Source organism: Streptomyces sp. NPDC050433, from assembly GCF_044458565.1.
GTDB lineage: Bacteria > Actinomycetota > Actinomycetes > Streptomycetales > Streptomycetaceae > Streptomyces.
The window spans coordinates 190537-213412 of the sequence record NZ_JBITIB010000012.1; the positions used below are offsets into that span (position 1 = coordinate 190537).

Consider the following 22876-nt stretch of genomic DNA (forward strand, 5'->3'; position numbering starts at 1 on the left):
GACGTCGGTGTGGGAGAGGGCAGGATGAACGGCGCGTCGTCGTCCGCACATCTGGCCGATACACCCCGTGGGTCGGCCAGGTGATCGCGCGCCGGGTCCACGGTGAATGGTGTGTGTGTCCGGGGTCTTGACGGTTTCGGATTCGGATACGTAAGAATGAGCGCAACTTGACAACGTTGTCTTCGATTCCGTTCCAGGAGGCGTGTCCGCGTGAACCATCACCCGGCTGAGCTGAGCAGGCGTCGTTTCGCCCAACTGACCGGCCTGACCGCGGCGTTGGCGACCGTCTCGTCCCTCGGTGTGCCGTCGGCCGTGGCCGCCGCCCGTCCGGTCGCTCCTGACGGCATCGCCGACATCTACCACCGGGTACTGCTCACCCATACCCGCTGGTCCGAGACCCGGTGGGACGCGGCCAAGGGGTACTACACCGCGAAGGACTTCGGCTTCGCGGTCGTCCTCGGCAACGCGCTGCTGCTCACCCGCGGTACGTACGACGCCGAGCGGGCCGGAATCGATGAGAAGACCCTGCTCTCGCGCACCGTCGACACCATCAGGCACTTCGCCGCCTCGAACCGCCTCACCGGCGGCACCGAATGGGGCCGCACCCTGTTCTTCGACACCACGTTCCAGCTCTACTTCGTCCTCGCGGCACGCCTGCTGTGGGACCGGCTGGACGGCGCGACGCGCGACAACGTCGACACGATCGTGCGGGCGCAGGCCGAATACACCACCGGCCTCGGCACGGGCGACGACCCCGCGTCGGGAAGCTGGACGCCGCGCGGCCTCACCGGCGGATTCGTGGGCGACACGAAGCTGGAGGAGATGGGCGTCTACGCGCAGTCGCTGGCCCCCGGTCTCGCCTGGGCGCCCGGGAGCGCGAACCACCCGCAGTGGAAGGACGCCTTCGGCCGGTGGAGCCGTAACGAGGCCGGACTGCCGGCCGCGGACCTGGCTAATCCGGCGCTGGTCGACGGCGTCGCCATCAGCGACAACACCGCGCAGAACCTGTACGACACGTTCATCGTGGAGAACCACGGCTCGTTCGGCCCGCACTACCAGTCCGAGCTGTGGCGGACGTCGGGACGCAACGCTGCGCACTTCGTGACCGCCGGGCGGCCGATGCCCGAGGTGCTGACGTCCCAGCCGAACGCCGGTCTCCTGTGGGAGACCCTTCTCCTGGTGATGAGTGACGCGGGTGAGCCGCTGATGCCGATGGTCAATGACCGTGAGCACCTCTACGGGCGTGACGTCATCCCTCTCGCGTTTCTCGCCCAGGTGCTCGGGGACCGCGCCGCCGCCCGCGCCGAGGCCGCGTTGGCGGAGCGTCTGGAGGCCTATCAGGCGTACACGCCGGTGGACCGGCTGACGAAGTTCTCCGGGGAACCGAAGTACGAGCCGGAGGCCCGCGCCGAGATCGCCATCAGTTATCTGCTGCACGAGTGGCGGGCCGGTCAGGGCAGGCCCGTACGCCCGCTCACGGAGCAGGAGTTGTTCGAACGGGCCGGCGGCGTAAAGGACTTCGGCAGCGGACCGGGCCTCGTCGCGCATCAGTCGCCGGCGGCCTGGGCCGGGGCCGTCACCAAGCCCGGCTTCGTCAAGTTCGCCTGGCAACCCGCCCACGACGACTGGCTGTTCGCCCTGAGCGGCGCGACGCCCATGTTCCTTCCCACGACCACGGCGAAACCCGCCTCCCGTTCCGTCACCACGTACAGCGAACTCCGAGACGGCTTCGACGGCAGTGCCACGCTCCTGACGCTGCCCACGGGCTTCGCGGGTTTCACCACCCTGCCCTCCGGTGACGTCGTCTACGCGACCAGCGGCACCTCCGCGGGCGAGGGCCGCCTCGATGTGCACAACTTCACCATGCCGGGTGTCGCCGGTCTCGACGGCGGCCGTACGTACACCGCCGCCGAGGGAGCCGCCACCGTCGCCGCCCAGGACAGCGGCACCGCGGCCCCGGCGCCTGCCGCCGGCGGGCGCACGGACGAACTCACCCTCACCCGGGCATCGTTCAGGCATCTGCGGGTGCAGGGGATCATCCCGGACCCCAGGTACGGCTACTCCCTGTACGCGATCGAGGTCCGTGACGGCACCGGGGGCCAGGATCTGGCGCGGGGCACGACCGCCACCGCATCGTCGTCAGACGCGGGCAAGGGCGCGGCCCTGGCGGTCGACGGCGACCTCACGACGCGCTGGGCCGTCTCCGTCGCCGACCGCGCACGGGCGGACAGCTGGATCGGCCTCGACTTCGGACAGGAGCGGGAGTTCGACCGCGTCACCCTGCGCTGGGAGACCGCCGCGGGCCGTGCGTACGCACTCCAGGGCTCGGCCGACGGAAAGACCTGGACAGACCTCGCGCGCCACCCGGAGGCCGACCTCACCAGCACCCGCGGCTGGATCTCGGTGGACGGGCGCGCGGGCCTGGTCGTACGCGGTGCGAAGAACCCCCTTGCCGTCTACGGTGACACACTCATCCTTTCCGACGGGCCGGCAGAGGCGTTCGTCGTGGAGGGCTACGCCGACGGTGATCCGTCGGAGGTGAAGGCGGCGGCGGGGCGCGAGGCGCCCCGTTCGGACCATCCCGACGTACGCGCGAGCACCGCGGGCGGGCACCTGAGCCTGTTCAACCTGTCGGCCGCCGCGGTGACCACCACGGTCTCCGTGCCGCAGGACACCCGCTCGGTGCGGCTGTACGCGGGTACGCAGACGGTGACGGCGGGCGGAAGCGACTACCGTGCCGAACTCCCGGCCGCCCGGGCGCAGGTGACACCCGCTCGCTTCGTCCTGCGCCCGAGTGCGGGCGGTCGCGTTCCGGCCGGACTGCGCGCCGAGGTCGTCGACGCGGCCACGCTCCTGCTTACCGGGCCCCCCTGCCGTCTCCTGGTCACGTCGACGGGAGGGAGCGCGACGCAGGTCAGCGTCCGCCGCGGTCGTACCGAGCGGGTGACAGTGACCGGTACCCCCGCTTATCCCCTCAACGACCTGGCGCTCGGCCGAACCACCTTCCCGACGGCCCCGCTCCCGGCCGGCATGTCCGACCCCGCGGCGGCTGTCGACGGCGACCGGCACACCTCCTGGAGTCCTGGGGCCGAAGGGCGGATGGTGGTCGATCTCGGGGAGCCGACGGCGATCCGCGAGCTCCGGGTCAACTGGACGGCGGGCCGCGCGCCGTTGGCGGAAGCCGGGTTCAGCACGGACGGTCTGTCGTACGAACCGGCCGGGACCTTCCGCACCGCAGGCCGCGTCGCGACCCTCACCGCGAAGGGCACGGCCCGCTATGTCGCCCTGCGGATCCGGGACCGGGCACGCGACGACGCACGTGTGGTCGCGCTCTCCGTGCTACCGGCCTGACACCCACGCCGATCGGGCGACCCCGGCCACGGCACCGCGCCGTGGCCCCCGACTCCCGCGGCCTCCGCACGTACTCCAGCCGCGTCAGGCCAGCTGTCGCAGTGTGCCCATCTGGGTGAAAACGAAAGAGAACCGGATGCTGTGCCCATGAATTGGCCCATAGTCCCTCGGTGAGGAAGAGGCTCAACGAGAGGACTGAGACATGCGTCTGAGGCGTGCGGGGACGGCCCTGGGTGCGGCCGTGCTCACTGTGCTGACCATCCCGACCAACGCTCACGCCGCGGCGATCGCCTGCGGCGGCGGCACGTCGACCGGCCGTGTGGCCGTCAACGGATGTATCAGCGCCCAGAGGCAACTCCACGGGCACGCCCCCTTCAAAGAGGTGACGGCGTACGTCAAGTTGCGGAACACGGGGACCAGGGCGGTAAACGTCTCGTACGAGGCGTACTGGCGTACCTCTGGCTTCGACTGGACGAAAATGGGCAACAGCCGTACCACTGTCGGGGCCGGTCAGACCGTCGGCCCTCTCGAGGTGGGAACCAAGGACCGCGCATGCGACACCATCAAGGTCGAAATCCGGGTGCGTGCTCAGGTCAGCGGCGGTTCTTGGAGCGGCTGGGCCCCGGCATCCACCAAGCAGTGCCAGACCTGATCACCCTGGCCCGCCCGGTCCGCGAGTCACCGGCCGGTACGGGCCGGTGACTCCGGGGCCGTCCAACACAACCATCACACCTGCCCGTGGTCGCCGACACGTGCGACGGCGACCACCGCCATGTCGTCGTCGTGCTCACCCTGCGCCCACCGGCTGACCGACGTGAACAGGACGTCGATCAGCCGCTCCGGATCCCCGTCCGGAGCCGGCCGCAGCTCACGGCAGGGGTCGTAGAAGATCCCGGCCGCGTTCCGGGTCTCCGTCACCCCGTCCGTGACACACAGCAAGGTGGTGCCGGCAGGGAAGTCGTACGACTGGGGGCCGCCGGCACCGGGCGCGAGGTTCCGCATACCCAGCGGCGGCGCCGCATCACCGGTGTCCAGCAGCCGCAGTTCGCCGTCCCGTACGAGATAGGGCGGGGGGTGGCCACAGCTCAGTAGCCGAAGAGTGGTTCCGCCCCGGTCGATCTCGACCAGGAGCGCGGTGGCGAAGGCCTCGGCGGCCTCGGCGTCGTAAGGATCGGCGTTCTGCTCGACCGAACGGGCGACGGCCCGGTCGAGCCGTTCGGCGAGGGTCGCCAGGTCGGGCTCGGACTCGGCGCGCTCACGGAACGCGCCGACGATGATGGAGACGGCGGAGACCGCGCCGAGACCCCTGCCGCGTACGTCGGCGATGAGCAGCCGGAGGCCGAAGGGCGTCTCCTGTACGGCATAGAGGTCGCCCCCGATCCGGGCCTCCGCGGACGCCGCCTGGTACCGGCAGGCGACGACCACGGGACCGACAATTCTGGGCAGCGGCGGCAGCACGGCCCGCTGAAGCTTCTCGACGGTGGATCTGACCAGGGAGAAGCTCACGCTCTGCCTGTCGAGCATGCGCCGGACGGCCAGGGCGAGAGCGCCGGCGATCACCACCTCGCCGATCTGTACGCCCCTGGCGAAGTTGTCGAACTTACTGAACAGAGCGGCGACGACAATGATCGCGACTCCGACGGTCACGACCAACAGGGTGTAGCGGAATGTGGCGGTGATGGCGGCCATCATGCCGGCGACCGCGACGAGCGCGGCCCCGTTGATGATCGCGGGAGTCAGCAGTTCGAGCCCGGTGGCCGCGGCGAGAAGCGCCGGCGACAGCCAGGGGTACTCCTGGATGCGGGAATGCCGCTCGTCCATATCACCGGTCCTTGTCTGACGAACCCCGCCCGAGGAGGAACGGGATCACCGGCTCAAGTACCTAGTTGACAGCACATCCGTGTGCCGCGCATCTCGTTATTCGAACGTGCGCGCGATTCGGCTCGTGGTCGAGTGCGACTTCCCTGGCGATCGCCGTGACCGACAGAACTGTGGCTGTGGGTGAGCCGCGACCCCCTCGTCACCGAGAGCCAGACCGGAAATCCTTGGGGTACCCGTCGGCAGGGTCGGCCTGGGCACGGTGACCAGCGGGCAGCGGGCCCGTCTCGCGTGGTCGGGCCGGGTCAGCCCGCGAAGCGGGCGCCGAGGCCGCCGTCGACGGGGATCTCGGCGCCGGTGATCCCGCGGGCACCCGGACCGAGCAGGAAGGCGACGACCTCGGCCACGTCCTGTGGCTCGCACAACCGCCGCATCGGGTGCACGTCCACCACTTGGCCCTCGGCGGCGGCCGGGTCGGGCTGGGCGGCGAAGTAGTCGCGGACCAGGGCCGTCCGGGTCCAGCCCGGGCTGACCGCGTTCACCCGCACGCCGTGCGGCGCCAGTTCGAGGGCCAGGCTGCGGGTCAGCCCCACCAGCCCGGACTTGGCCGCCGCGTAGGGGAAGTACCCGGCGGAGGTGAGCCGGGCGTGCAAGGACGCGACGTTGACAATGGCACCCGTGCCACGCTCGCGCATGGCGGGAATCAACTGCTTGGCGACGAGCCAGGCGCCCTTGAGGTCGACCGCGAAGACGCGGTCCCATTCCTCGGTGGTCATCGTGGCGGGGTCGAAGTAGGCGTTGATCCCGGCGTTGTTGACCAGCAGCGTCGGCGGGCCGAAACGCTCGGCCACGGCCGCGGCGGCGGCGACGACGCCCGCCTCATCGGTGATGTCGACGGCCAGCGGCAGCATCCGGTCGGTGTGCGCGGCATGCCGGGCGGTGGCGCGGTCGAGTGCCGTTTCGTCGCGGTCCAGCACGGCGACGGCGGCACCTGCCGCCAGCAGGACATCGACGACGGCCTCGCCGATACCTTGAGCGCCGCCGGTGACGACGGCGGTTCGGTCCTGGAGCGGGTTCACGGTGCCTCCCCGTGGGTACGGCCGGCGGACTGACGCGCGGCGGCGGTGGGTGGAACCCCGGGGGTTCCCGGGTGCAGTACGGCGGCATGGGCGGGCGGGGCCGACGCACCCACGTCGGCGGCCAGCACCCGCCCGTCGTGTCCGAACCCGCCGTCGGGCCGCGCCCCGTCGGCGGGGCTGCCGGGCGGAAGATCGAGGCCGATCGTCGCGGTGGCCACGAACAGGGTGCCGTCCACGAGCGCGGGGCTCGCCGGCTGGGCGGCGGGGAGTGGCAGGACGGCATCGAGTGCGCCGTCCGGTGTGTACCGGTGGACCGCGCCGGCACCCCAGACCGCCACCCAGAGACGGCCGTCGTCGTCCACCGTCATGCCGTCCGGGCTGCCCGCGCCCGGCGCGAACGTGACGTGCACGGTCCGGTCGTGGAGCTCTCCACCGGGGTCCACCCGGAAGCGGTCGATACGGCCCTCGGCGCTGTCGGCGAGGTACATCACCGTCCCGTCCGCCGTGAACACCGGACCGTTGGGGATGCTGAGCCCGTCCAGCACGGCGGTGACCGATCCGTCGTGCCCGACCCGGTGGAGCCGGCCCAGGCCGCGCTCCGGACCGCAGGGCATGGTGCCGAACCAGAAGCGTCCGGCCGGGTCGCAGCAGCCGTCGTTGACCCGGCTGGGCACGGGGTCGGTGTCCCCGGGCCGGGCCAACCAGGTGAGGCCCCCGTCGGGGGCGAGCACAGCGGCACCGGTGCCCGCCGCCGCCAGCCAGTGGCCGGGCCGGCCGGCCAGCGGTGCGACGGCGCCCAACGGGACGTCCAGACGCAGGAGTACGGTTCCGTCGCCGGGGGCCGCCGGGGGCCGCCGGGTCGAGGGCGGTGAGGGTGCCGTCGAGGATGTCGACGGTCACCAGGCGGCCTCCGGTGTGGCGCAGGCCCTCGCCGAGTTCGCGCCGGGAGGTGGTCCAGGGGCGGAACGCCGGTGTGGCGGTCGCCCGGTGCGGGTCACGGGTCACGGGTTTCTCCTTCCGGTTCCGACGCACCCGCCGGGACGGGCGCGGTACGGCGGCGGGGATGCGGGCGGGGATGCGGTCGCGCCGGGGGTGCGGCCCACGGAACAGGTCCGGTGGGCGAGGGTCCCCGGGCCGCGTGGACGGGTCGGGAGGCGAGAGGTCAGCGCACCGTGGCGCCGTCCTCCCGCTCCAGCAGGGCCAGTTCCCGGCGCTCGGGCAGTCCCTCCCAGTCGCCCGCGGAGCCGACGGCGAAGGCACCCACGGTGTTGGCGCGTTCCAGGCGTTCGCGCGGACCGAGTCCGTCCAGCAGTCCGGAGAGCAGGCCGGCGGTGAAGGCGTCCCCGGCGCCGACGGTGTCGCGGACGGTGACGCGCCGGGCAGGCGCGTGTTCCCGGCCGTGCGGGGTGTGCAGCTCAGCGCCCTCGCCACCGAGCTTCACGGCCACCTCCCGGGTGTGACCGCCGGCCAGCAGGGACCGGACCCGATCGGCGGTGGTGCGCGCCGACGGGTCGGCGGCCAGGGCGAGTTCGTCGTCGGAGGCGATGACGATGTCGGCGTCCCGGGCCAGCGGGCGCAGTACGTCGGCAGCCTCGGACGCGCCCCAGAGCCGGGCGCGGTGGTTCACGTCCAGGCTGACCAGGACACCGGAGGCCCGGGCCGCTCGGACGGCGGCGCGCACCGCGGCCAGCGGCCCGGGGCCCAGGGCGCAGGTGATGCCGGTGACGTGCAGGACGCGGGCGCCGTCGAGCATCTCGGCCGGCACGTCCTCGGGGCACAGGCGGGAGCCGGCCGAGCCCGCCCGGTAGTACTGGATGCGGGTCAGGTCGGCGATCCGCGGTTCGGACAGCAGCAGTCCGGTCGGCGCGTCGGGGTCGGTGCGAACGCCGGCGGTGTCCACGCACTCGGCGCGCAGGCTGCGCAGGATCAGGGTGCCCAGCTCGTCGTCGCCGACGCGCCCTACCCAGCGGGCCCGGTGTCCGAGCCTGGCCAGTCCGACGGCGACGTTGGATTCCGCGCCGGCGACCGAGAGCCGCAGGTCACCGCCGAGCCGGAGCGGCCCGCCGGCCCTCAGCACGGCCATGGTCTCCCCGAGGGTGACGACGTCGAGGGCCGCCCCGGTGGTCACGGCTGGTCCCGATGGGCCGCGAGGGCGGCGAGGAAGGCGCGGCACCGTGCCCGCAGCTCGTCCACGTCGCCGCCGCGCGGGGCGTCCCCCACGATGGGCGAGCCGACACCGACAGCCAGCGCCCCGGCCTCCAGGTAGGCGCGGGCGGCCTCGGTATCCACACCCCCGGTCGGCACGAACGGGACGCCGGGCAGCGGGTCGCGCAGTGCGCGCAGGTAGGACGGGCCGCCGACGGAGGCGGGGAAGAGCTTGACGGCGGCGGCGCCCTCGGAGACTGCCCGGACGATCTCGGTGGGGGTCAGCGCACCGGCGACGACGGGCAGGCCGAGCGCGTGTGCGGTGACGCTCCCCTCGGCGAGTGCCGGCGTGACGACGAAGGCGGCTCCGGCCTGCTGGACGGCGCGGGCGTCGTCGCCGGTGAGGACGGTTCCGGCGCCGATGAGCGAGTCGCCGCTCTCCCGCGCGCAGCGGGCGATGATCCCGGCCGCGTCCGGGGTCGTCAGGGACACCTCGATCAGGGCGACGCCCTCCTCCCGGAGGGTGTGCACGGTCCTCTCGGCGGCCTGCGGGTCGGTGCCGCGGACGATGGCGATCACGCGTTCACGGCGGAGACGGTCGGTGAATCTCATGCGGTCTGTCCTCGGGTGGGTGCGGGACGGGTGGGTTCGCCCGGCGAAGCCGGGGGCCGGGGGCCGGGGCGTGTCACCACTCGGCGAACGAGCCGTCGGGGTGGCGCCACAGCGGGCTGCGCCAGGGGGCGTTCGCCGCGGCGTCGGCCCGTCGCACCGCGTCCTCGTCGACGGTGATGCCCAGCCCCGGCCCCGTCGGGCGCGCGACGTGGCCGTCGGTGAAGCGGAAGACCTCGGGGTCGACGACGTAGTCGAGGAGTTCGGCGCCGTCGTTGTAGTGGATGCCGATGCTCTGTTCCTGGATCAGGAAGTTGGGTGTGGCGAAGGCCACCTGCAGGGAGGCGGCGAGCGCGATCGGTCCCAGAGGGCAGTGCGGCGCCAGCTGGGCGTCGAAGGTCTCGGCGAGGGCGGCGATCCGGCGCAGTTCGGAGATGCCGCCGGCGTGCGAGGGATCGGGCTGGGCGACGGCGATACCGGCGGTCAGCGCGGGCAGGAAGTCCCAGCGGGAGTAGAGGCGTTCGCCGGTGGCGACGGGCACGGTGGTGGAGCGGACGAGCGGCTCCAGCAGCCGGGTGTGCTCGGGCGTGACGGGCTCCTCCGCGAACAGCGGGTGCAACTCCTCCAGCGCGACGAGCAGGCGCCGCGCCCCGGCGGGTCCGAGCCGGCCGTGCAGGTCGACGGCGACGTCCCGCTCGGGTCCGAGCACCTCGCGTGCGGTGGCCACGCGGGCGTGCGCGGCGGCCACGTCCGCCGCGCCGGCCAGGCGGCCGCTGAGGCCGGTGGCGTTCATCTTGACGGCGGTGAATCCGGCCTCCACCTGGGCGCTGACGGCGTCGGCGATCTCGGCCGGGTCGTCGCCGCCGACCCAGCTGTAGACGCGTGCCCGGTCGCGGACGGCGCCGCCGAGCAGGTCGTACACGGGGACGCCGAGGGCCTGGCCCCGGATGTCCCACAGGGCCTGGTCGATACCGGCGACGGCGCTGGAGAGTACCGGTCCGCCGCGGTAGAAGGTGCCGCGGGTCATGACCTGCCAGTGGTCCTCGATGCGCCTCGGGTCCAGCCCGACGAGGTACTCGGCCAGTTCGCCGACGGCCGTGCGGACGGTGTCGGCGCGGCCCTCGACCACCGGCTCGCCCCAGCCGACGAGCCCTTCGTCCGTCTCGATGCGGCAGAAGAGCCACCGGGGCGGCACCCGGAAGGTTTCGATGCGGGTGATCTTCACGGTGTTTTCCGGTCCTCCGGTTCGGTGTCGTGCCCACCGCCGGGACCGGTGCGGTCGTTGTCCGCCCCCGGTGTGGTGCGGGCACGGGAGAGGCCCGCGGTGCGGGCGAGGTCGGCGTCGGCGCGGGCGAGCAACGCGCGCATGGCCTTCTCGGCGGCGGACGGGTCCGCGTCGCGGACGGCCCGCAGGACGGGCTCGTGCGCGGGAACCGGATCGTCGGCCTCGGCGGCGTGGACGAGCCGGTCACGTTCGGCCAGGCCCGGGCCGATGAAGACGTCCATGCGCTGGAGCAGTTCGTTGTGGGTGGCGCGGAGCAGGGCGCGGTGCCAGGCGAGGTCGGCTTCGGCCGCCGCACCGGCGTCGCCGGAGCTCTCGCCCATGCGCACCAGGGCCTCCTCCATCGCGATGAGGTCCTCCTCGGTGCGTCGTTCGGCGGCGAGGCGGGCGGCGGCGGGTTCGATCACGAGGCGGACCTCGGCGAGGTCCCGCAGGACGAGCTCCGGCGGGTCCGCGACGAGCTGCCAGCGGATGACGTCGGCGTCCAGCAGGTTCCAGTTCTCCCGTGGGCGGACGAACGTGCCGCGCTTCTGCCGCGCGTCGACCAGGCCCTTGGCCGTGAGCACCTTGACGGCCTCGCGCAACACCGTCTGGCTTATGCCGAGTTCGTCGATGAGGGAGGCGATGTCCAGGGTCTCCCCGACCCGCAGACGCCCCTGCACGATGCGGGTGCCGACCGTCTCCACGATCTGCCCGTGCAGGCCCCTGCCCACGTACTCGGCCATGTTCCGTTCCTCCTCCGCTGTGCGCTCCGCGCGGTGCGCACAGCGCCACCCTATATTATTTATGAATTAAAAGTGGTTCTGCTCCCGTTCTCCCCGGCCGTGAGACGGACCACGGGCACCGTGCCGCCGCCGGGCAGCGGCGCCGTCAACTCCCAGGTCTCACGCGGGTCCTGATCGTCGGGCAGGCGGACGTGACAGGCGCGGCCCGGCTCCAGCCGGCCCAGCGTGAGCGGCGGCGTGCCCGACGGACCGCGGGCCTCCAGCCGGCCCGCCGCGTACGGCACGAAGACTCCCGTGATCCGGCCGTCCTCGCTCGCGCGGGGCAGCCCCGCCCAGTAACCGGCCGGGGTCGCCGCCTCCACCGGGCCGACGGCCGGGCCGACACCGAACTCCACGTCCAGGGAGGCCGACGCGCCGGGCGCCAGCGTCGTCAGCGGCCCCAGCGCCTCACACTCGACGACTCGGTCGCGCGGCAGCAGGCCGCCCAGATGGGGCAGCCCCTCCGCCAGCGGACACTCCAGCCACACCTCGGCACGCGACCCCTCGTCGGGGTAGGCGCCCTCGTGCACGGCGAAGCGCTGCACCAGGGTGCGCCCGGGGCCGACGTGAGCCAACCACCCCGCCGAGTCGGGGAAACCGACTTTCCCGACAACGTCCTGGTGCGGCACGTGCAGGACACCCGGCGCCGTCTCGCGCACCCGCGGCCGGCCGGTACCGGCGACCAGCGGCACGGTGGCTGGCCGCCCGGACCCGGCACAGCCGAGGTAAACGCCCTCGACGCCCACCGGATCGGCCGGCGCCCCGGCGAGTTGGGTGACGTTCCACAAGGCCCAACGGCGCTTCGTGGCGCCGATGTTGGTCATCGTCAGGCCCAGGCTGAAGGCCGTGCTGCCCGGGCGCAGCATGATCCGGCGCTCCAGCCGCAGGCCGGTGCGCGGATCGTCGCCGCTGGTCATGACGAGAGCCGCCGCGCCGTCCCGCTGCTCGACCCGGGCGGTGTACGGACCGGAGTCCAGGACCGGGTCGGGCGGACCCGCCCACTGGCCGGGGCCGTCCCAGCCCTGCGGCGCGGGCCAGGTCTTGTCGCCGCCCCAGTTGAGCCAGTCGGCCATCGGACCGTCGTGCGGTCCGGGTCGCACGCCGGGCAACGGCGCGAACGCGTGGTCCAGGAGACGGGGGTTGCGGTACAGGAACTCCGCGCCGTCCAGGGTCACCGAGAGCAGCCGGCCGCCCAGTCCGGGCGCGGCGGTCACTGTCAGGGCGCCGGCGTACAGCGTGATCAGTTCTCCATGTGCGGTCGGTGCGCGCCGCACCCGCACCGACCCGTCCGCGGAGGCCACCGGTCAGTCGTCCAGGCCGGGTTCGAGCACCACTTTGCCGCGTGCCGCGCCCGCGGCGAGCGCGAACGCCTCGTCCGCCCGCGACAGCCCGAAGCGGTCGCTGACGATCCGCTCCGGCCGGACGCCCCAGCGCACCAGGTTGCGCGCCAGTTCCGCCATGACCGGCACCGAGGTGACCCACGAGGCGTACAGCGTGACCTGCTTGTGCAGCAGGGCGTCGGAGACCTCCGTCTCCAGCGTCCCGCCCTCGCCGACCAGGGAGATCCGCCCCCATTCGGCGATGTGCGCGATGGCGGTGGAACGGCCGGCGCGGCTGCCCGAGCAGTCGATCGCGGTGGACGCCCCGCGCCCGCCGGTGAGCGCGGCGACGGCGTCGGCCGATTCCTCGGGCGCCACCGTGGCGTCAAAGATGTCCAGTCCGTCCGCCCAACTCCGGCGTTCGGGCGAGACCTCGACACCGATGACCCGCCGTGCCCCGCGTCCCCGGCCGGTCATGGCCGCGGCCAGCCCCACCGGTCCGAGGCCGACGACGAGCAGGTCGTCGTCACCGCTCACCCCCGTCCGCCGGATGCCCTCGTAGGCCGTACCGAAGCCGCAGGCCACGAGCGCGCCGTCGACGAAGCTCAGTTCGTCGGGCAGCGGCACCAGGGTGTGCTCGTCGGCGAGGAGGTAGTCCGCCGCGCCACCGTCGCGCTGCCAGCCGTAGGCGGCGCGCCCGGGGTCCGCGCAGCTGATCTGGTAGCCGCGGGCGCAGTTGTCGCAGAGTCCGCACCCGGCGATGTGGTAAACGACCACCCGGTCACTCGGCCGGTGCCGCCGCACGCCCGGGCCCGTCGCCACGACGGTGCCGCTGGGCTCGTGGCCGGCGACCACGCCCCGGTACGCGGGACCGTCCACCCCACGGTGGGTCTTGTGCTCGCGGTAGATGTAGCCGATGTCGCTGCCGCAGATGCCGGCTGCGCCCACGCGCAGCAGCACCTGTCCCGGGCCGGGCACCGGTACCGGCATCTCCCGCACCTCGGCGGTGCTGTTCCCCGGCAGGTACACGCCGCGCATGGTGGCGGGCGGGGTGGTGGTCTCACTCATGGTGTGTCCTTCGTGCGGGTCGGGCGGGGGTCGTGGCGGACAGGTCAAGTCGTGCGCGTCGCGAGGCCCTTGCGGGAGATGACGACGTTGATGAGCACGGCCCCGACGATGATCACGCCGCGCGCGACGTCCTGGAGGAAGGAGTTGACCCCCAGCAGGACCAGACCGTTGGCGATGACGGAGATGAACACGACGCCCAGCATCGTCCCCACCAGGCTGCCCCGACCGCCGGCCAGCGCGGTGCCGCCGATGACGACGGCGGCGATGACGTCGAACTCCAGGCCCGCGGCCGCGCCGCCGTTGCCCGAGCCCAGGCGGGCCGCCATCAGGATGCCCGTGAGCGCGGCGAGGAGCCCCGTGGTGGCGAACAGGATGACGCGCACCCGGCCGATCGGGATACCGGCCAGCCGTGCGGCCGGCGCGTTGCCGCCCACTGCGTAGACGGAGCGGCCGTAGGCGGTCCGCCGGGCGATGTACCAGAACGCCAGGAACAGCAGCACCAGCACGACCGCCGGGGTCGGGATGCCGATGATCTTGCCGCCCAGCGCGTCCATGAATCCGCCGCCTGGGGTGGCGACCGGGAGCGCGTTCGTGGTGTACAGCGCGAGACCGCCCAACGCGCTCCACAACCCGAGCGTCGCGATGAAGGACGGCACCCCGAAGCGGGCACGCAGCCAGCCTGCCGCCGATCCCCACAGCGCCCCGGCCACCAGGGTCAGCAGCAGCGCGACGGGCAGTCCCAGGCCCCACTCGGTGGTGCCCTTGGCGAACAGGACCGAGGCGAAGGCCACCGCCGGGCCGATGCTGATGTCGATCTCCCCGGCGATGATCACCAGCGTGACACCGAGCGCGGGTATGCCAACCATGGCGGCGTCCCGCAGGATGCCGAGCTGATTGTCGGAGCTGAGGAACCCGCCCGCGGTGACGCCGAGCGCGATGTACAGCACCACGATCGCGGCCAGCAGACCGAGTTCGTTGAGGTGGCGCGGCCGGCGGACGCGGGCGGCGCCGGCAGTTGGTGACGGGGGGCCGGACGGCTTGCCGGCCACGAGGGTCGAGGACATGGTTGTCTGCCTCACACTTCCACCGCCATGGTGGCGGCCATTATGTCGTCGAGAGTGATGTCGGGTGCGAGGAACTCGCGGGTGAAACGGCCGTTCTGCAGCGTCAGGACCCGGTCGCAGACGAGCGGCAGCTCCTCCAGTTCGCCGGAGACGAAGACGACGGCGGCGCCCTCGTCGGCCAGTGCCCGGATCAGGCCGTAGATCTGCTGCTTGGCCTCGACGTCCACACCGCGGGTGGGTTCGTCCAGGAGCAGCACCCGGCTGCGGGCGTGCAGCCAGCGGCCGATGACGGCCTTCTGCTGATTGCCGCCGCTGAGGTTGGCGATGGGGGTGTCCAGGCCCGGGGTCTTCACCGCGAGCCGCCGCACCAGGTCCTCACCGGCCTCACCGGCCCGGCGGGGCGAGAGGCCGGTCCGGCCGCTGATCCCGGCGAACCAGGACATCGTCATGTTCTCGCCGACGCCCAGCAGCGGGACGATGCCCTCGCCCTTGCGGTCCTCGGGCGTCATGCCGACGCCGAGTCGCTTCATCGCCGCCGCCGTGGGGCGGGCGACCGGTCGGCCCTCGAAGGTGATCGTGCGCTCGGCCGCGGCCTCGAAGCCGGCGACGGAGCGCAGCAGTTCACTGCGTCCCGCCCCCAGGAGCCCGCCGATGCCCAGCACTTCCCCGGCGTGCAGGTCGAACGTGACGTCCTCCAGCTTCGGTGGCAGCGTCAGCCCCCGGACGGACAGCAGAGGGGTGCCGGTACGGTCCACCGCGCGCGGCGCGAACGGTTTCTGCTCACGCGCGGCCGGGCCGAGCATGAGTGCGACGATCTGCGCGGTCGTCGCCTCGCGCACGTCCACGGTGTCCACCACGCTGCCGTCCCGGACGACGGTGACGCTGCGCGCCACCTGCCGGATCTCGTCCAGCCGGTGGCTCACGTAGATCACCGCGACGCCGGACGCGGAGATGCGGCCGACCGCGTCCAGGACGGTGCGCGCCTCGCCTGCGGCCAGCGCACTGGTCGGCTCGTCGAGGATCAGCAGCCGCGGCCGGCAGCGCACGGCGCGGGCGATCTCGACGAGCTGCTGCTCGGCCAGCGAAAGTGAGCCGACCGTGGCCTCCGGGCTGACGCGCACGTCCAGTTCGGCCAGCACCTCGGCGGCCTCGCGGCGCATCCGGGGGAAGTCCACCCCGGACGCGCCGCGGCGGGGCCATTGCCCGAGGAACAGGTTCTCGGCGACCGTCATCTCAGGGACCAGGCTCAGCTCCTGGTGCACGGTGGCCGCGCCCAGTTCGGCCGCCCGGCGCACCCCGCCCTCGCCGAGGATCTCCCCGCCGATGCGGACCTCGCCGCTGTCGGGGACCTCGACGCCGGAGAGCATCCGGATGAGCGTGGACTTGCCCGCTCCGTTGCGTCCGAGGAGGGCGCGGACCTCGCCCTGCTCAATCCGGAAATCTACGTCGACCAGGGCGCGGACACCCGGGTACTGCTTGTTCAGGCCGCTCGCCTCGGCGGCCGGCACGAGGCCGGCCTCACCGGGCTGCGGTGGGGAGGTCGTCATGCTCGCTCCACGGGAACCGGAGGGACGGGAAGGGGGACGGGAGGCGCGGTGCCGGCGGCGGCCGGTGCCGCGACAACCGTCACGGCAGGCCGTCCGGGTGGGCGCGCAGCCATTCGCGGGCCTGCTCGGGGGTGGAATAGAGCTTCACCGGGGCGGGGACGACGGGGTCGTCGAGCTTCTCGCCGCCGATGACCCTGGCGGTGGTGCGCGCCGCCAACTCGCCGACCTCGACACCGGAGATGTCCACATCGGCCTTCAGTACCTCGTGATCGGCCAGCTCCCGGGCCAGGTCGGTGGTCATGTCGCTGCCGAAGACCACCGTCCGGCCGGCGAAGCCGCGCTGGCGGACGGCGCGCACCGCGCCCATCGTGGCGCCGCCGGACTCGCCGTAGAAGGCGTCGACCCGGGGCTGCGCGCTCAGGATGCGGTCCGCGACCTCGACGGCCTGGTCGATCGTGGTGCCCTGCTGATTGGTGACTATCTTCGCCTTGGGCAGTTCCGCGAACAGCGCCTTCTCGAAGCCGACCCGGCGCTGGATGCACACCTCGACCGTCTCGCAGTTGAGCACGGCGATCCGGGGGTCGTCGATACCTTCTGCCCGGAAGTACTTCGCCGCTTCCGCGCCGGCCAGCTCACCGAACTTCACCGGGTCGCCCAGCACCCACGCGCTGACGTACTTCTTCGTCGCCTCGTCGGTCAGGCAGGTGTTGTAGCAGACAACCTTGACACCGCTCTCGTGCGCCAGGCGCACGGCCGGGATCGATGCGGTGGTGGAGACCGGCGACAGCACCAGGGCCTCCACCCCGGCGGCGCTCACGGCGTCCACGAAGGTGCTTTCTTTGGAGGCGTCGCCCTGGGCATTGAGCTCCAGCAGCTGGACCCCGTCGCCGAGACGGTCGGCCGAATCCTGCATGCCCTTGCGGACGCCGGCGTAGTAGCCCTGGGCGTCCATGTAGACCAGCCCGACCCGGCCGCCGTCCCCGGCCCGCGGCACACACCCGGCCAGCGCGACCATCGTCAGCGCAAGGCCGAGGCATAGGGCGAACGCGGTGCGATGCCGCTTCCTGCCGTCCCTCATGACACCACTCCGAATCACATACAAAAGCTGCGTACGACCGCAATCAGTGCGGATCGCCGCCGCGGCGTGCTCCGAGTATGGAAGGGTCACCCGAGTAAGGTCAAGATTAATTGCTAATTAATGATTTGATCGAGGTCGGGCGCCCGCGATCCCGGTCCGCGCGTCACGTCCGATCCGGATCCGGCGCCGGCCGCGGCGCCCACGCCGCGCTTGTTGCCGTGTACGTCATGCGCGGTGTGGCCGTGCACCAGACGGTTGCGGCTTCGTGCCCGCGCCCGGGATGCCGTACGCAGGATGCTCACCGCGGCTGACAAGGCGCTGCTGGAACTGCCCGGTCCGCAGCCGCCCGCGCCGCTGGCCCCGCAGTTGTCCGTGCAACTGGACGAGCTCGGCCGGGCCGCTGTGGAGATCCGGCGTGTCCACTTGAGGGTCAGGCCCTCCGAGGTTGCTGCCGTGCCGTGCCCGTCCAGCTGGCTCGGGAAGTCCGGGTGTGCGGGGAGTGTCTTGTCTGCCTTACCGGTGCGGCCAGGAGCGTAGCCGCCTGCGGAGCCCGGCCGCGGCGGGTGTCGCGGAGGTGGCGGCACCGTCGGACGGTGTGCTGGGCGGCCAGGATCGATCTCAGCGGTGCTTTCTGTTCGGGCAGATGCTGTCGTTATGTACCGGGGTGTCCACGTGGCCGCAACGGTCGGGGGCTGCTCGGGCGAACAGGGCGACGTCGGTGTCCGAGACAGCTACTCGTGGTGTCGTCACGGGTGGCCGTGTTGCCGGGGCGGCCCACCCGTCGGACAACCGGTTGCGTCGGGCAGATGAACACCTTCGTTGAAGAGAGGGAGCCCTCTTGCTGTCGAATTATGCGGCCTTCCTCCGCAGCTCCTGATCCTTCCTGGCCTGTCGGCGACGTCATCGTCCACCGCGTTGACGAGGTTGTTCTGCCGCCCGCGACCGGACCCTGGCTGCTGCCCGACGCCACTCCCGAGGTGGTGGCCGGCCAGGACTGGCTGCGGCCTCACTTCGCCGACCCCGAGGGCATCCTGCGTCTCGACAGCCACAGTTTCGTGTTCGTCGTGGACGGGCAGCGTGTGCTCGTCGACACCGGTATCGGCAACGGCAAGGAGCGGGCCAACCCGGCCTGGCACAACCTGCAGACCGATTTCCTGGAGCGTCTCACCGCCGGCGGATTCTCCCCGGACTCCGTCGATCTGGTGGTCCTCACCCGCCTGCACGCCGACCACGTCGGCTGGAACACCCGGGAGGTGAACGGCTCGTGGGTCTCCGCCTTTCCCAACGCCCGCTACCTCACCTCCCGCACCGAGCGGGAAGCGCGCCGTCCCGCGTGCGGCGGATGCGGCACCTGGTTCGTCGACGAACGGTGGAAGGCCATCGAGGCCGCCGGGTGGGACGCACCCAAGGACGCCCATCCCCAGCTCTGTGACGACTGCAAGCACCAAGCCGTGACACGGCAGGATCAGGCCGCGTTCGGGCAGAAGGCTGGCGGCTGGCGCTCGTTTCCGCACCTGACCGCGGCCGGTTTTCCGCCGACGGCGGGGGCCGGCCCAGGCGACCCTGGGCAAGCCCGTGTTGTCGGCGGCGGCCGGGGAGCTGGAACGCATGGATGATGCGGGGGGAGCGCCGCCGCGTGGCCTGGGCACCCATGAGTCTGACGATGGGGTCGGCGATTATCCAAGTCAATCGTTCGGGTTGTCGTGGCCGTCGAGGCTGTCGCCGCGGTGATGGTGCTTGTGCTTCGGCAGGAAGCCGAGCACCACGATGCCAATGCTTTTGAACAGGATGTCGGCGGGGGTTCCGGTCTTTTTCTCGGCTTTAACGAGCGCCATGGCGATTCCGGGCGTGCCTGGCCCGAGCAGGCCGGCGCAGACCAGCAATACGGCAGGCGTCGGCAATGCCTCATTGTCGCTCCCTGCCTCGCTGCGATCACAGCCCCGGTCACGGCGACCGCCAAGGACACCCAGACGAAGAAGATCGATGCCTTTTCATCGAAGGTGCGTTCCGGCCGGTCGGGCACCTGACTGACTGGAGGACCGGGCCGGGACTCCCTGGCTGAAGCACGGGGTCCGGCGGCCACCCGGTCCTGCTCGGCCCGCCTGTCCAATGCTGCCCCGCGGTCCTTATCTGCCTGCCGGATCTTGGCCATCCGCTGTGCGGTAGTGATCTTATTGACCTGGATACGGACGGTGGTACGGCCTCGCGGGTGGCCTTCTCGATTGCGTCCCGCTGGAGCTTGAGACAACGCTCGTCCGGCACGGTCCAGGTGCACCCGTCCGGGCGGTCGGGCCGGTAGGCGGTGATCTCGTAGGACACGGAGGTGTGCCCTTACTATGTGGCGTCACGGTTCTGGTCGCGGATCAGATTCCGGAAGGCAGCGCGGGCCGCTGCCGGATCGTCCTGAGTGTCGTCGAGGTCTGTTCGCAGGCGGTCTCGGCCGGCTTCGGCCTGGGCCAGCTTGTCGGCGAGTTCCTGGTTGGCCGCGGCCAGTTCGAGACCCGGGCGGCCTTGGCGAGACCGGGGAACGTGATCGGCTCGCCCTTGGTCTTCATGTCGTCCGCGACGGCGAGGACTCTCGCCCGTTTGGCCAGGCTGTTCTTCTTCCTGGCTTCGCGGAGCACGTCGGTGGGGTGCGCTTTGCGGTCACGTTCCGGCCTCGTCGGCAGGGTGGACGACAGGCATGGGCAGGGCGACCGGCCCGGAGGCAGCGGAGCCGGCGCGCAGGCTCCGCAGGATCTTGCCGGTCTCCTCGACCTCGTGGCGTTCCTCGTCCGGCACAGAGTCCATCTTCGCCTTCATCTTCTTGATCACGTGCAGGTAATCGGCGATCTCGCCTTCCATGCCCTTCATCGGCACCCGACACCGGCGTCGTGAACCCCCTTTGCGCGTGGCATCGTGTTCCGTGACGTCACGCGGGTGAGTATGTGCGGACCCGGTTTTCCTCCCGCACCGAGGCGATGCGATGCCCGAGCACGCCGACCATGGCCGCCGAAGGGGCGTTGCTCCAAGGCTGACCTTGCTGCACCGACTGCCGGAGCAGTCGCTGTTCAGCGGGATCTACGGCCTGGTGCTGGCCAGCGCCCTGGTGGCGGCGCTGGACGCGGCGGGCGATAAGGCCGATCCCGGTCCGGACGCGCTGTGGGTACTGCTCACCGCGCTGGCGTCGGGCGCCGCCCATGGGTACGCGCGCGTCATCGCCCAGCGTGCGTCCGTCGACGGGGCGGCCACGGTGAGCAGACTGCGGTTGGTGCTCGGCGAGTGGCCGCTGGTCGCCGCCGTGCTGCCCGCGGTGGGGATGCTGCTTGCGGCGGTTGCCGGTTGGTGGGCAGAAGCCACGGCTGTGGACGCAGCCCTGCTGTTCAACACCGTCGCCCTGTTCGGCTGGGGTGCCTGGGCCGCCCGCACCGCCGGGCACGGATGGCCGTCCTCGTGCCGGGCGGGGGGTCTGGACATGCTGATCGGCCTGGTGATCATTGTCGCGAATGCCCTGATCAAGTAGGCCAGACCGTCGGGTGACATGTCGGCGGGAAAGGCCGCGATTCCTTGGTCTATGGGCGCCCTTCCTGCCCCGCCGCTGCCGGCACCACCTCGGACCTGCGGGCCACGGTCAGAGCTCGGGCCCCGGGTCGTCGCCGAAGCTGATGCCGATCCGGTGTGTCAGCGGCTGTTGTCGTTCCGATCTTGAGGGGTGTGCGTCGAACGGGAGTCTCGATCGGGTGACCGCGGCTGGTCACGGGCATGAAGGCAGGGCCTCTTGGTAGCTCGGGGTTGCGAAGCCAACCGAGATCCAGGAGACCCCGTTGCCGCAGTTGTACGTGCTCGCGCCGGTGGAGTTCAACTCGGCTGCACCGTCGTGTGATTGTGTTGCTCACCGGTTCGGAAACGCGGCCGATCACCCGGAACGTGTTCGGCGGTATCCCTCGGATATGACGGACGCGAAGTGGGCCGTGGTCCGGCCGCTGCTGCCGGTGCCTGGCTGGATGAGGGGCCGGGGAGGGCAGCAGGAGGCGTACTGCCACCAGGCGATACTCGATGCGATCCGCTACCTGGTCGACAACGGCATCAAGTGGCGTGCGACGCCGGCGGACTTCCCGCCGTGGGACCGGGCATACGCGTTCTTCCGCCGCTGGCGCGACCACGCCCGGGTCTGGGAGTTCCACGACAGGCTGCGCGCCAAGGTCCGCGAGAAGATGGGCCTCGACGGGGAGCCGATTGCCGGTGTGATCGACTCGCAGTCGGTCAAGGCGGACGCCGTCGTCGGATGCGATAGCCGCGGCTTCGACGGCGGCAAGCTGATCAACGGGCGCAAGCGGCACGTCGTGGTCGACGCGCTCGGCCTGCTGCTGGGTGTGATGGTCACCGGGGCGGACACCGGCGACCGCGGCCCCGCGCAGGTCCTGCTTGGACGGGTGGCCGACGCGCACCACCGCCTCGCCCTGGTCTGGGCCGACGGCGGCTACACCGGCAGCCTCGTCGCGTACTGCCTGACCGCTCTCGCACTGGTCCTGGCAATCGTCAAACGCAGCGACGATCAGAAGGGGTTCGTGGTGCTGCCCAAGCGGTGGATCGTCGGGCGGTTCTTCGCCCACCTGATGCGCACCCGCCGCCTGGCGCGCGACTTCGAGCGGCGTACCACCAGTGCCGAGGCGATGGTCTACTGGTCGATGACCCTGCTTATGACCCGCCGCCTGGCCCGGCCACGGCCTTCGTGAGCGTGAACCGGCCCGGCGCGGGCTCGGCCAGCCAGCCGCGTGCGACCAAGTGTTTCGCCTTCGACCGTAATGCCTTCACCCGCGAGCCAGGCCAGCCCCTCACGCCACACTGGCACCTGCGACTTCGGCTTCGCCGCATCCCGGGGAGCCGACTGGGCGTCGCGTCCCGCGGACCCGGGGTGACCTCCACGCCGACGGTGTTGCCCTCAGCCGAAGGCGGCCAGGGAGACCGGCTGCCACTGGCGCCAGGTGCGCAGACGCTCCTCGTAGAGACCGGCGACGTCGGTGAGGGACTTGCCGAGGAAGATCCGCAGCGGGGGCTGGTCCGCGTCGACGATCCGAAGGATCGCGTCGCGGGTGGCGCGCGGGTCGCCGACCTCGAAAACCTGTGCAGTGGCCGCGTGGACTTCGGTGTAGTCCGGATGCCGCTTACTATGCCGTGCCCCGCGGGCCAGCCAGTCGGTGGCGTAGGGGCCGGGCTCGATGTTGGTGATGTGGATACCGAAGGCTGCCACTTCTTGCGCCAGGGATTCCGACAGCCCCTCAAGAGCCCATTTGGAGGCGTGGTATGCACCGATGCCGGGGAAGGCACGTACGCCGCCCTCGCTGGTCACTTGCAGGACCCTTCCCGATCGTTGGGCCCGCATGAGGGGCAGGACGGCCTGAGTGACCCATACCGCGCCGAAGAAGTTGGTCTCCATCTGAGCCCGGAGTTCGTCCTCGTCAATCTCCTCGACCATGCCGAAATGCCCGTAGCCAGCGTTGTTGACTGCGATGTCCAGCGAACCGAAATGCGTGTGGGCACGCTGCACTGCCTCATGCACCGCGGCGCGGTCGGTGACGTCGAGCCGGACCGGCAATACCGCATCCCCGTACCGCTCGACCAAAGGGGTTAGCTGCCTGACGTTCCGGGCCGTCGCCGCGACGTGATCGCCGCGTTCGAGCGCCGCCTCCGCCCACTCGCGGCCGAATCCCCTCGAACTACCCGTGATGAACCAGGTCTTCGCCATAACTGGTGCTCCCTGTAGGTGGATGGA

The 22876-nt window shown here is 71.7% G+C and carries 21 protein-coding genes; 5 read left to right on the plus strand and 16 right to left on the minus strand.

The genetic code is table 11. The features are described 5' to 3' along the window. The first annotated feature begins 210 nt into the window (after window positions 1–210). Complete coding sequence (locus tag ACIBLA_RS17230; RefSeq protein ID WP_399199027.1) at window positions 211–3351, plus strand: discoidin domain-containing protein; 3141 nt, start codon at window positions 211–213, stop codon at window positions 3349–3351. 202 nt (window positions 3352–3553) lie between these two features. After that, window positions 3554–4003, plus strand: a complete 450-nt coding sequence (locus ACIBLA_RS17235) for a hypothetical protein (protein WP_363239736.1) — start codon at window positions 3554–3556, stop codon at window positions 4001–4003. A 74-nt stretch (window positions 4004–4077) separates the two neighbouring features. On the opposite strand, the gene ACIBLA_RS17240 is transcribed toward ACIBLA_RS17235, so the two are convergent. The 12 genes from ACIBLA_RS17240 to ACIBLA_RS17295 form a co-directional block, all read right to left on the minus strand. Next, window positions 4078–5172 carry a PP2C family protein-serine/threonine phosphatase gene (locus ACIBLA_RS17240; protein WP_363239735.1) on the minus strand — a complete coding sequence of 365 codons (1095 nt, stop codon included), beginning with the start codon at window positions 5170–5172 and terminating at the stop codon, window positions 4078–4080. Window positions 5173–5474: 302 nt separating this feature from the next. After that, the gene (locus tag ACIBLA_RS17245) at window positions 5475–6248 is read right to left on the minus strand and encodes a glucose 1-dehydrogenase (RefSeq protein WP_363239734.1); all 774 of its coding nucleotides are present in this window, start codon (window positions 6246–6248) and stop codon (window positions 5475–5477) included. After that, entirely contained in the window at window positions 6245–7048 is an 804-nt protein-coding gene (locus tag ACIBLA_RS17250) for an SMP-30/gluconolactonase/LRE family protein (RefSeq protein ID WP_363239733.1), read from the minus strand. The genes ACIBLA_RS17245 and ACIBLA_RS17250 overlap by 4 nt, the downstream gene beginning before the upstream one ends. Window positions 7049–7410: 362 nt before the next feature. Further along, on the minus strand, window positions 7411–8376 hold the full coding sequence (locus ACIBLA_RS17255) for a sugar kinase (protein WP_399199029.1): 966 nt from the start codon (window positions 8374–8376) through the stop codon (window positions 7411–7413). Then, window positions 8373–9005: a bifunctional 4-hydroxy-2-oxoglutarate aldolase/2-dehydro-3-deoxy-phosphogluconate aldolase gene (locus ACIBLA_RS17260; protein WP_363246584.1), complete on the minus strand. Its 633-nt coding sequence runs from the start codon at window positions 9003–9005 to the stop codon at window positions 8373–8375. The genes ACIBLA_RS17255 and ACIBLA_RS17260 overlap by 4 nt, the downstream gene beginning before the upstream one ends. 73 nt (window positions 9006–9078) lie before the next feature. Further along, window positions 9079–10227 carry a galactonate dehydratase gene (gene dgoD, locus ACIBLA_RS17265; protein WP_363246583.1) on the minus strand — a complete coding sequence of 383 codons (1149 nt, stop codon included), beginning with the start codon at window positions 10225–10227 and terminating at the stop codon, window positions 9079–9081. Continuing rightward, on the minus strand, window positions 10224–11009 hold the full coding sequence (locus tag ACIBLA_RS17270) for an FCD domain-containing protein (RefSeq protein ID WP_363246582.1): 786 nt from the start codon (window positions 11007–11009) through the stop codon (window positions 10224–10226). The genes dgoD and ACIBLA_RS17270 overlap by 4 nt, the downstream gene beginning before the upstream one ends. A gap of 59 nt (window positions 11010–11068) precedes the next feature. Further along, window positions 11069–12349, minus strand: coding sequence for a DUF4380 domain-containing protein (locus ACIBLA_RS17275; protein WP_363246581.1), 1281 nt, complete (start codon window positions 12347–12349; stop codon window positions 11069–11071). 3 nt (window positions 12350–12352) lie between these two features. Further along, window positions 12353–13435, minus strand: coding sequence for a zinc-binding dehydrogenase (locus tag ACIBLA_RS17280; RefSeq protein ID WP_363246580.1), 1083 nt, complete (start codon window positions 13433–13435; stop codon window positions 12353–12355). Window positions 13436–13479: 44 nt separating this feature from the next. Next, a complete protein-coding gene (locus ACIBLA_RS17285) occupies window positions 13480–14499 on the minus strand; it encodes an ABC transporter permease (protein ID WP_363246579.1) in 1020 nt (339 codons plus the stop codon). An 11-nt stretch (window positions 14500–14510) separates the two neighbouring features. After that, window positions 14511–16046 carry a sugar ABC transporter ATP-binding protein gene (locus tag ACIBLA_RS17290; protein WP_363246578.1) on the minus strand — a complete coding sequence of 512 codons (1536 nt, stop codon included), beginning with the start codon at window positions 16044–16046 and terminating at the stop codon, window positions 14511–14513. Between the two features lie 79 nt (window positions 16047–16125). Next, window positions 16126–17124: a substrate-binding domain-containing protein gene (locus tag ACIBLA_RS17295; RefSeq protein ID WP_363246577.1), complete on the minus strand. Its 999-nt coding sequence runs from the start codon at window positions 17122–17124 to the stop codon at window positions 16126–16128. 851 nt (window positions 17125–17975) lie between these two features. Between ACIBLA_RS17295 and ACIBLA_RS17300 the strand changes: the two genes are divergently transcribed. Beyond that, window positions 17976–18740: an MBL fold metallo-hydrolase gene (locus tag ACIBLA_RS17300; RefSeq protein WP_363246576.1), complete on the plus strand. Its 765-nt coding sequence runs from the start codon at window positions 17976–17978 to the stop codon at window positions 18738–18740. Between the two features lie 69 nt (window positions 18741–18809). On the opposite strand, the gene ACIBLA_RS17305 is transcribed toward ACIBLA_RS17300, so the two are convergent. The 3 genes from ACIBLA_RS17305 to ACIBLA_RS17315 all read right to left on the minus strand — a co-directional run bounded on the left by ACIBLA_RS17305 (window position 18810) and on the right by ACIBLA_RS17315 (window position 19977). Further along, window positions 18810–19025 carry a hypothetical protein gene (locus tag ACIBLA_RS17305; RefSeq protein ID WP_363246575.1) on the minus strand — a complete coding sequence of 72 codons (216 nt, stop codon included), beginning with the start codon at window positions 19023–19025 and terminating at the stop codon, window positions 18810–18812. Window positions 19026–19487: 462 nt separating this feature from the next. Next, window positions 19488–19748 carry a hypothetical protein gene (locus ACIBLA_RS17310; RefSeq protein WP_363246574.1) on the minus strand — a complete coding sequence of 87 codons (261 nt, stop codon included), beginning with the start codon at window positions 19746–19748 and terminating at the stop codon, window positions 19488–19490. A gap of 22 nt (window positions 19749–19770) precedes the next feature. Beyond that, entirely contained in the window at window positions 19771–19977 is a 207-nt protein-coding gene (locus tag ACIBLA_RS17315) for a hypothetical protein (RefSeq protein ID WP_363246573.1), read from the minus strand. A 112-nt stretch (window positions 19978–20089) separates the two neighbouring features. On the opposite strand from ACIBLA_RS17315, the gene ACIBLA_RS17320 reads away from it, so the two are divergent. Beyond that, a complete protein-coding gene (locus ACIBLA_RS17320) occupies window positions 20090–20626 on the plus strand; it encodes a hypothetical protein (protein ID WP_363246572.1) in 537 nt (178 codons plus the stop codon). Between the two features lie 427 nt (window positions 20627–21053). After that, a complete protein-coding gene (locus ACIBLA_RS17325) occupies window positions 21054–21839 on the plus strand; it encodes an IS5 family transposase (protein WP_399199030.1) in 786 nt (261 codons plus the stop codon). A gap of 206 nt (window positions 21840–22045) precedes the next feature. Here the strand turns inward: ACIBLA_RS17325 and ACIBLA_RS17330 are convergent, their stop codons facing one another. Further along, window positions 22046–22849 (minus strand): SDR family NAD(P)-dependent oxidoreductase, encoded by an 804-nt coding sequence (locus ACIBLA_RS17330; protein ID WP_399199031.1) that lies wholly within the window; start codon window positions 22847–22849, stop codon window positions 22046–22048. Window positions 22850–22876 lie beyond the last annotated feature (27 nt).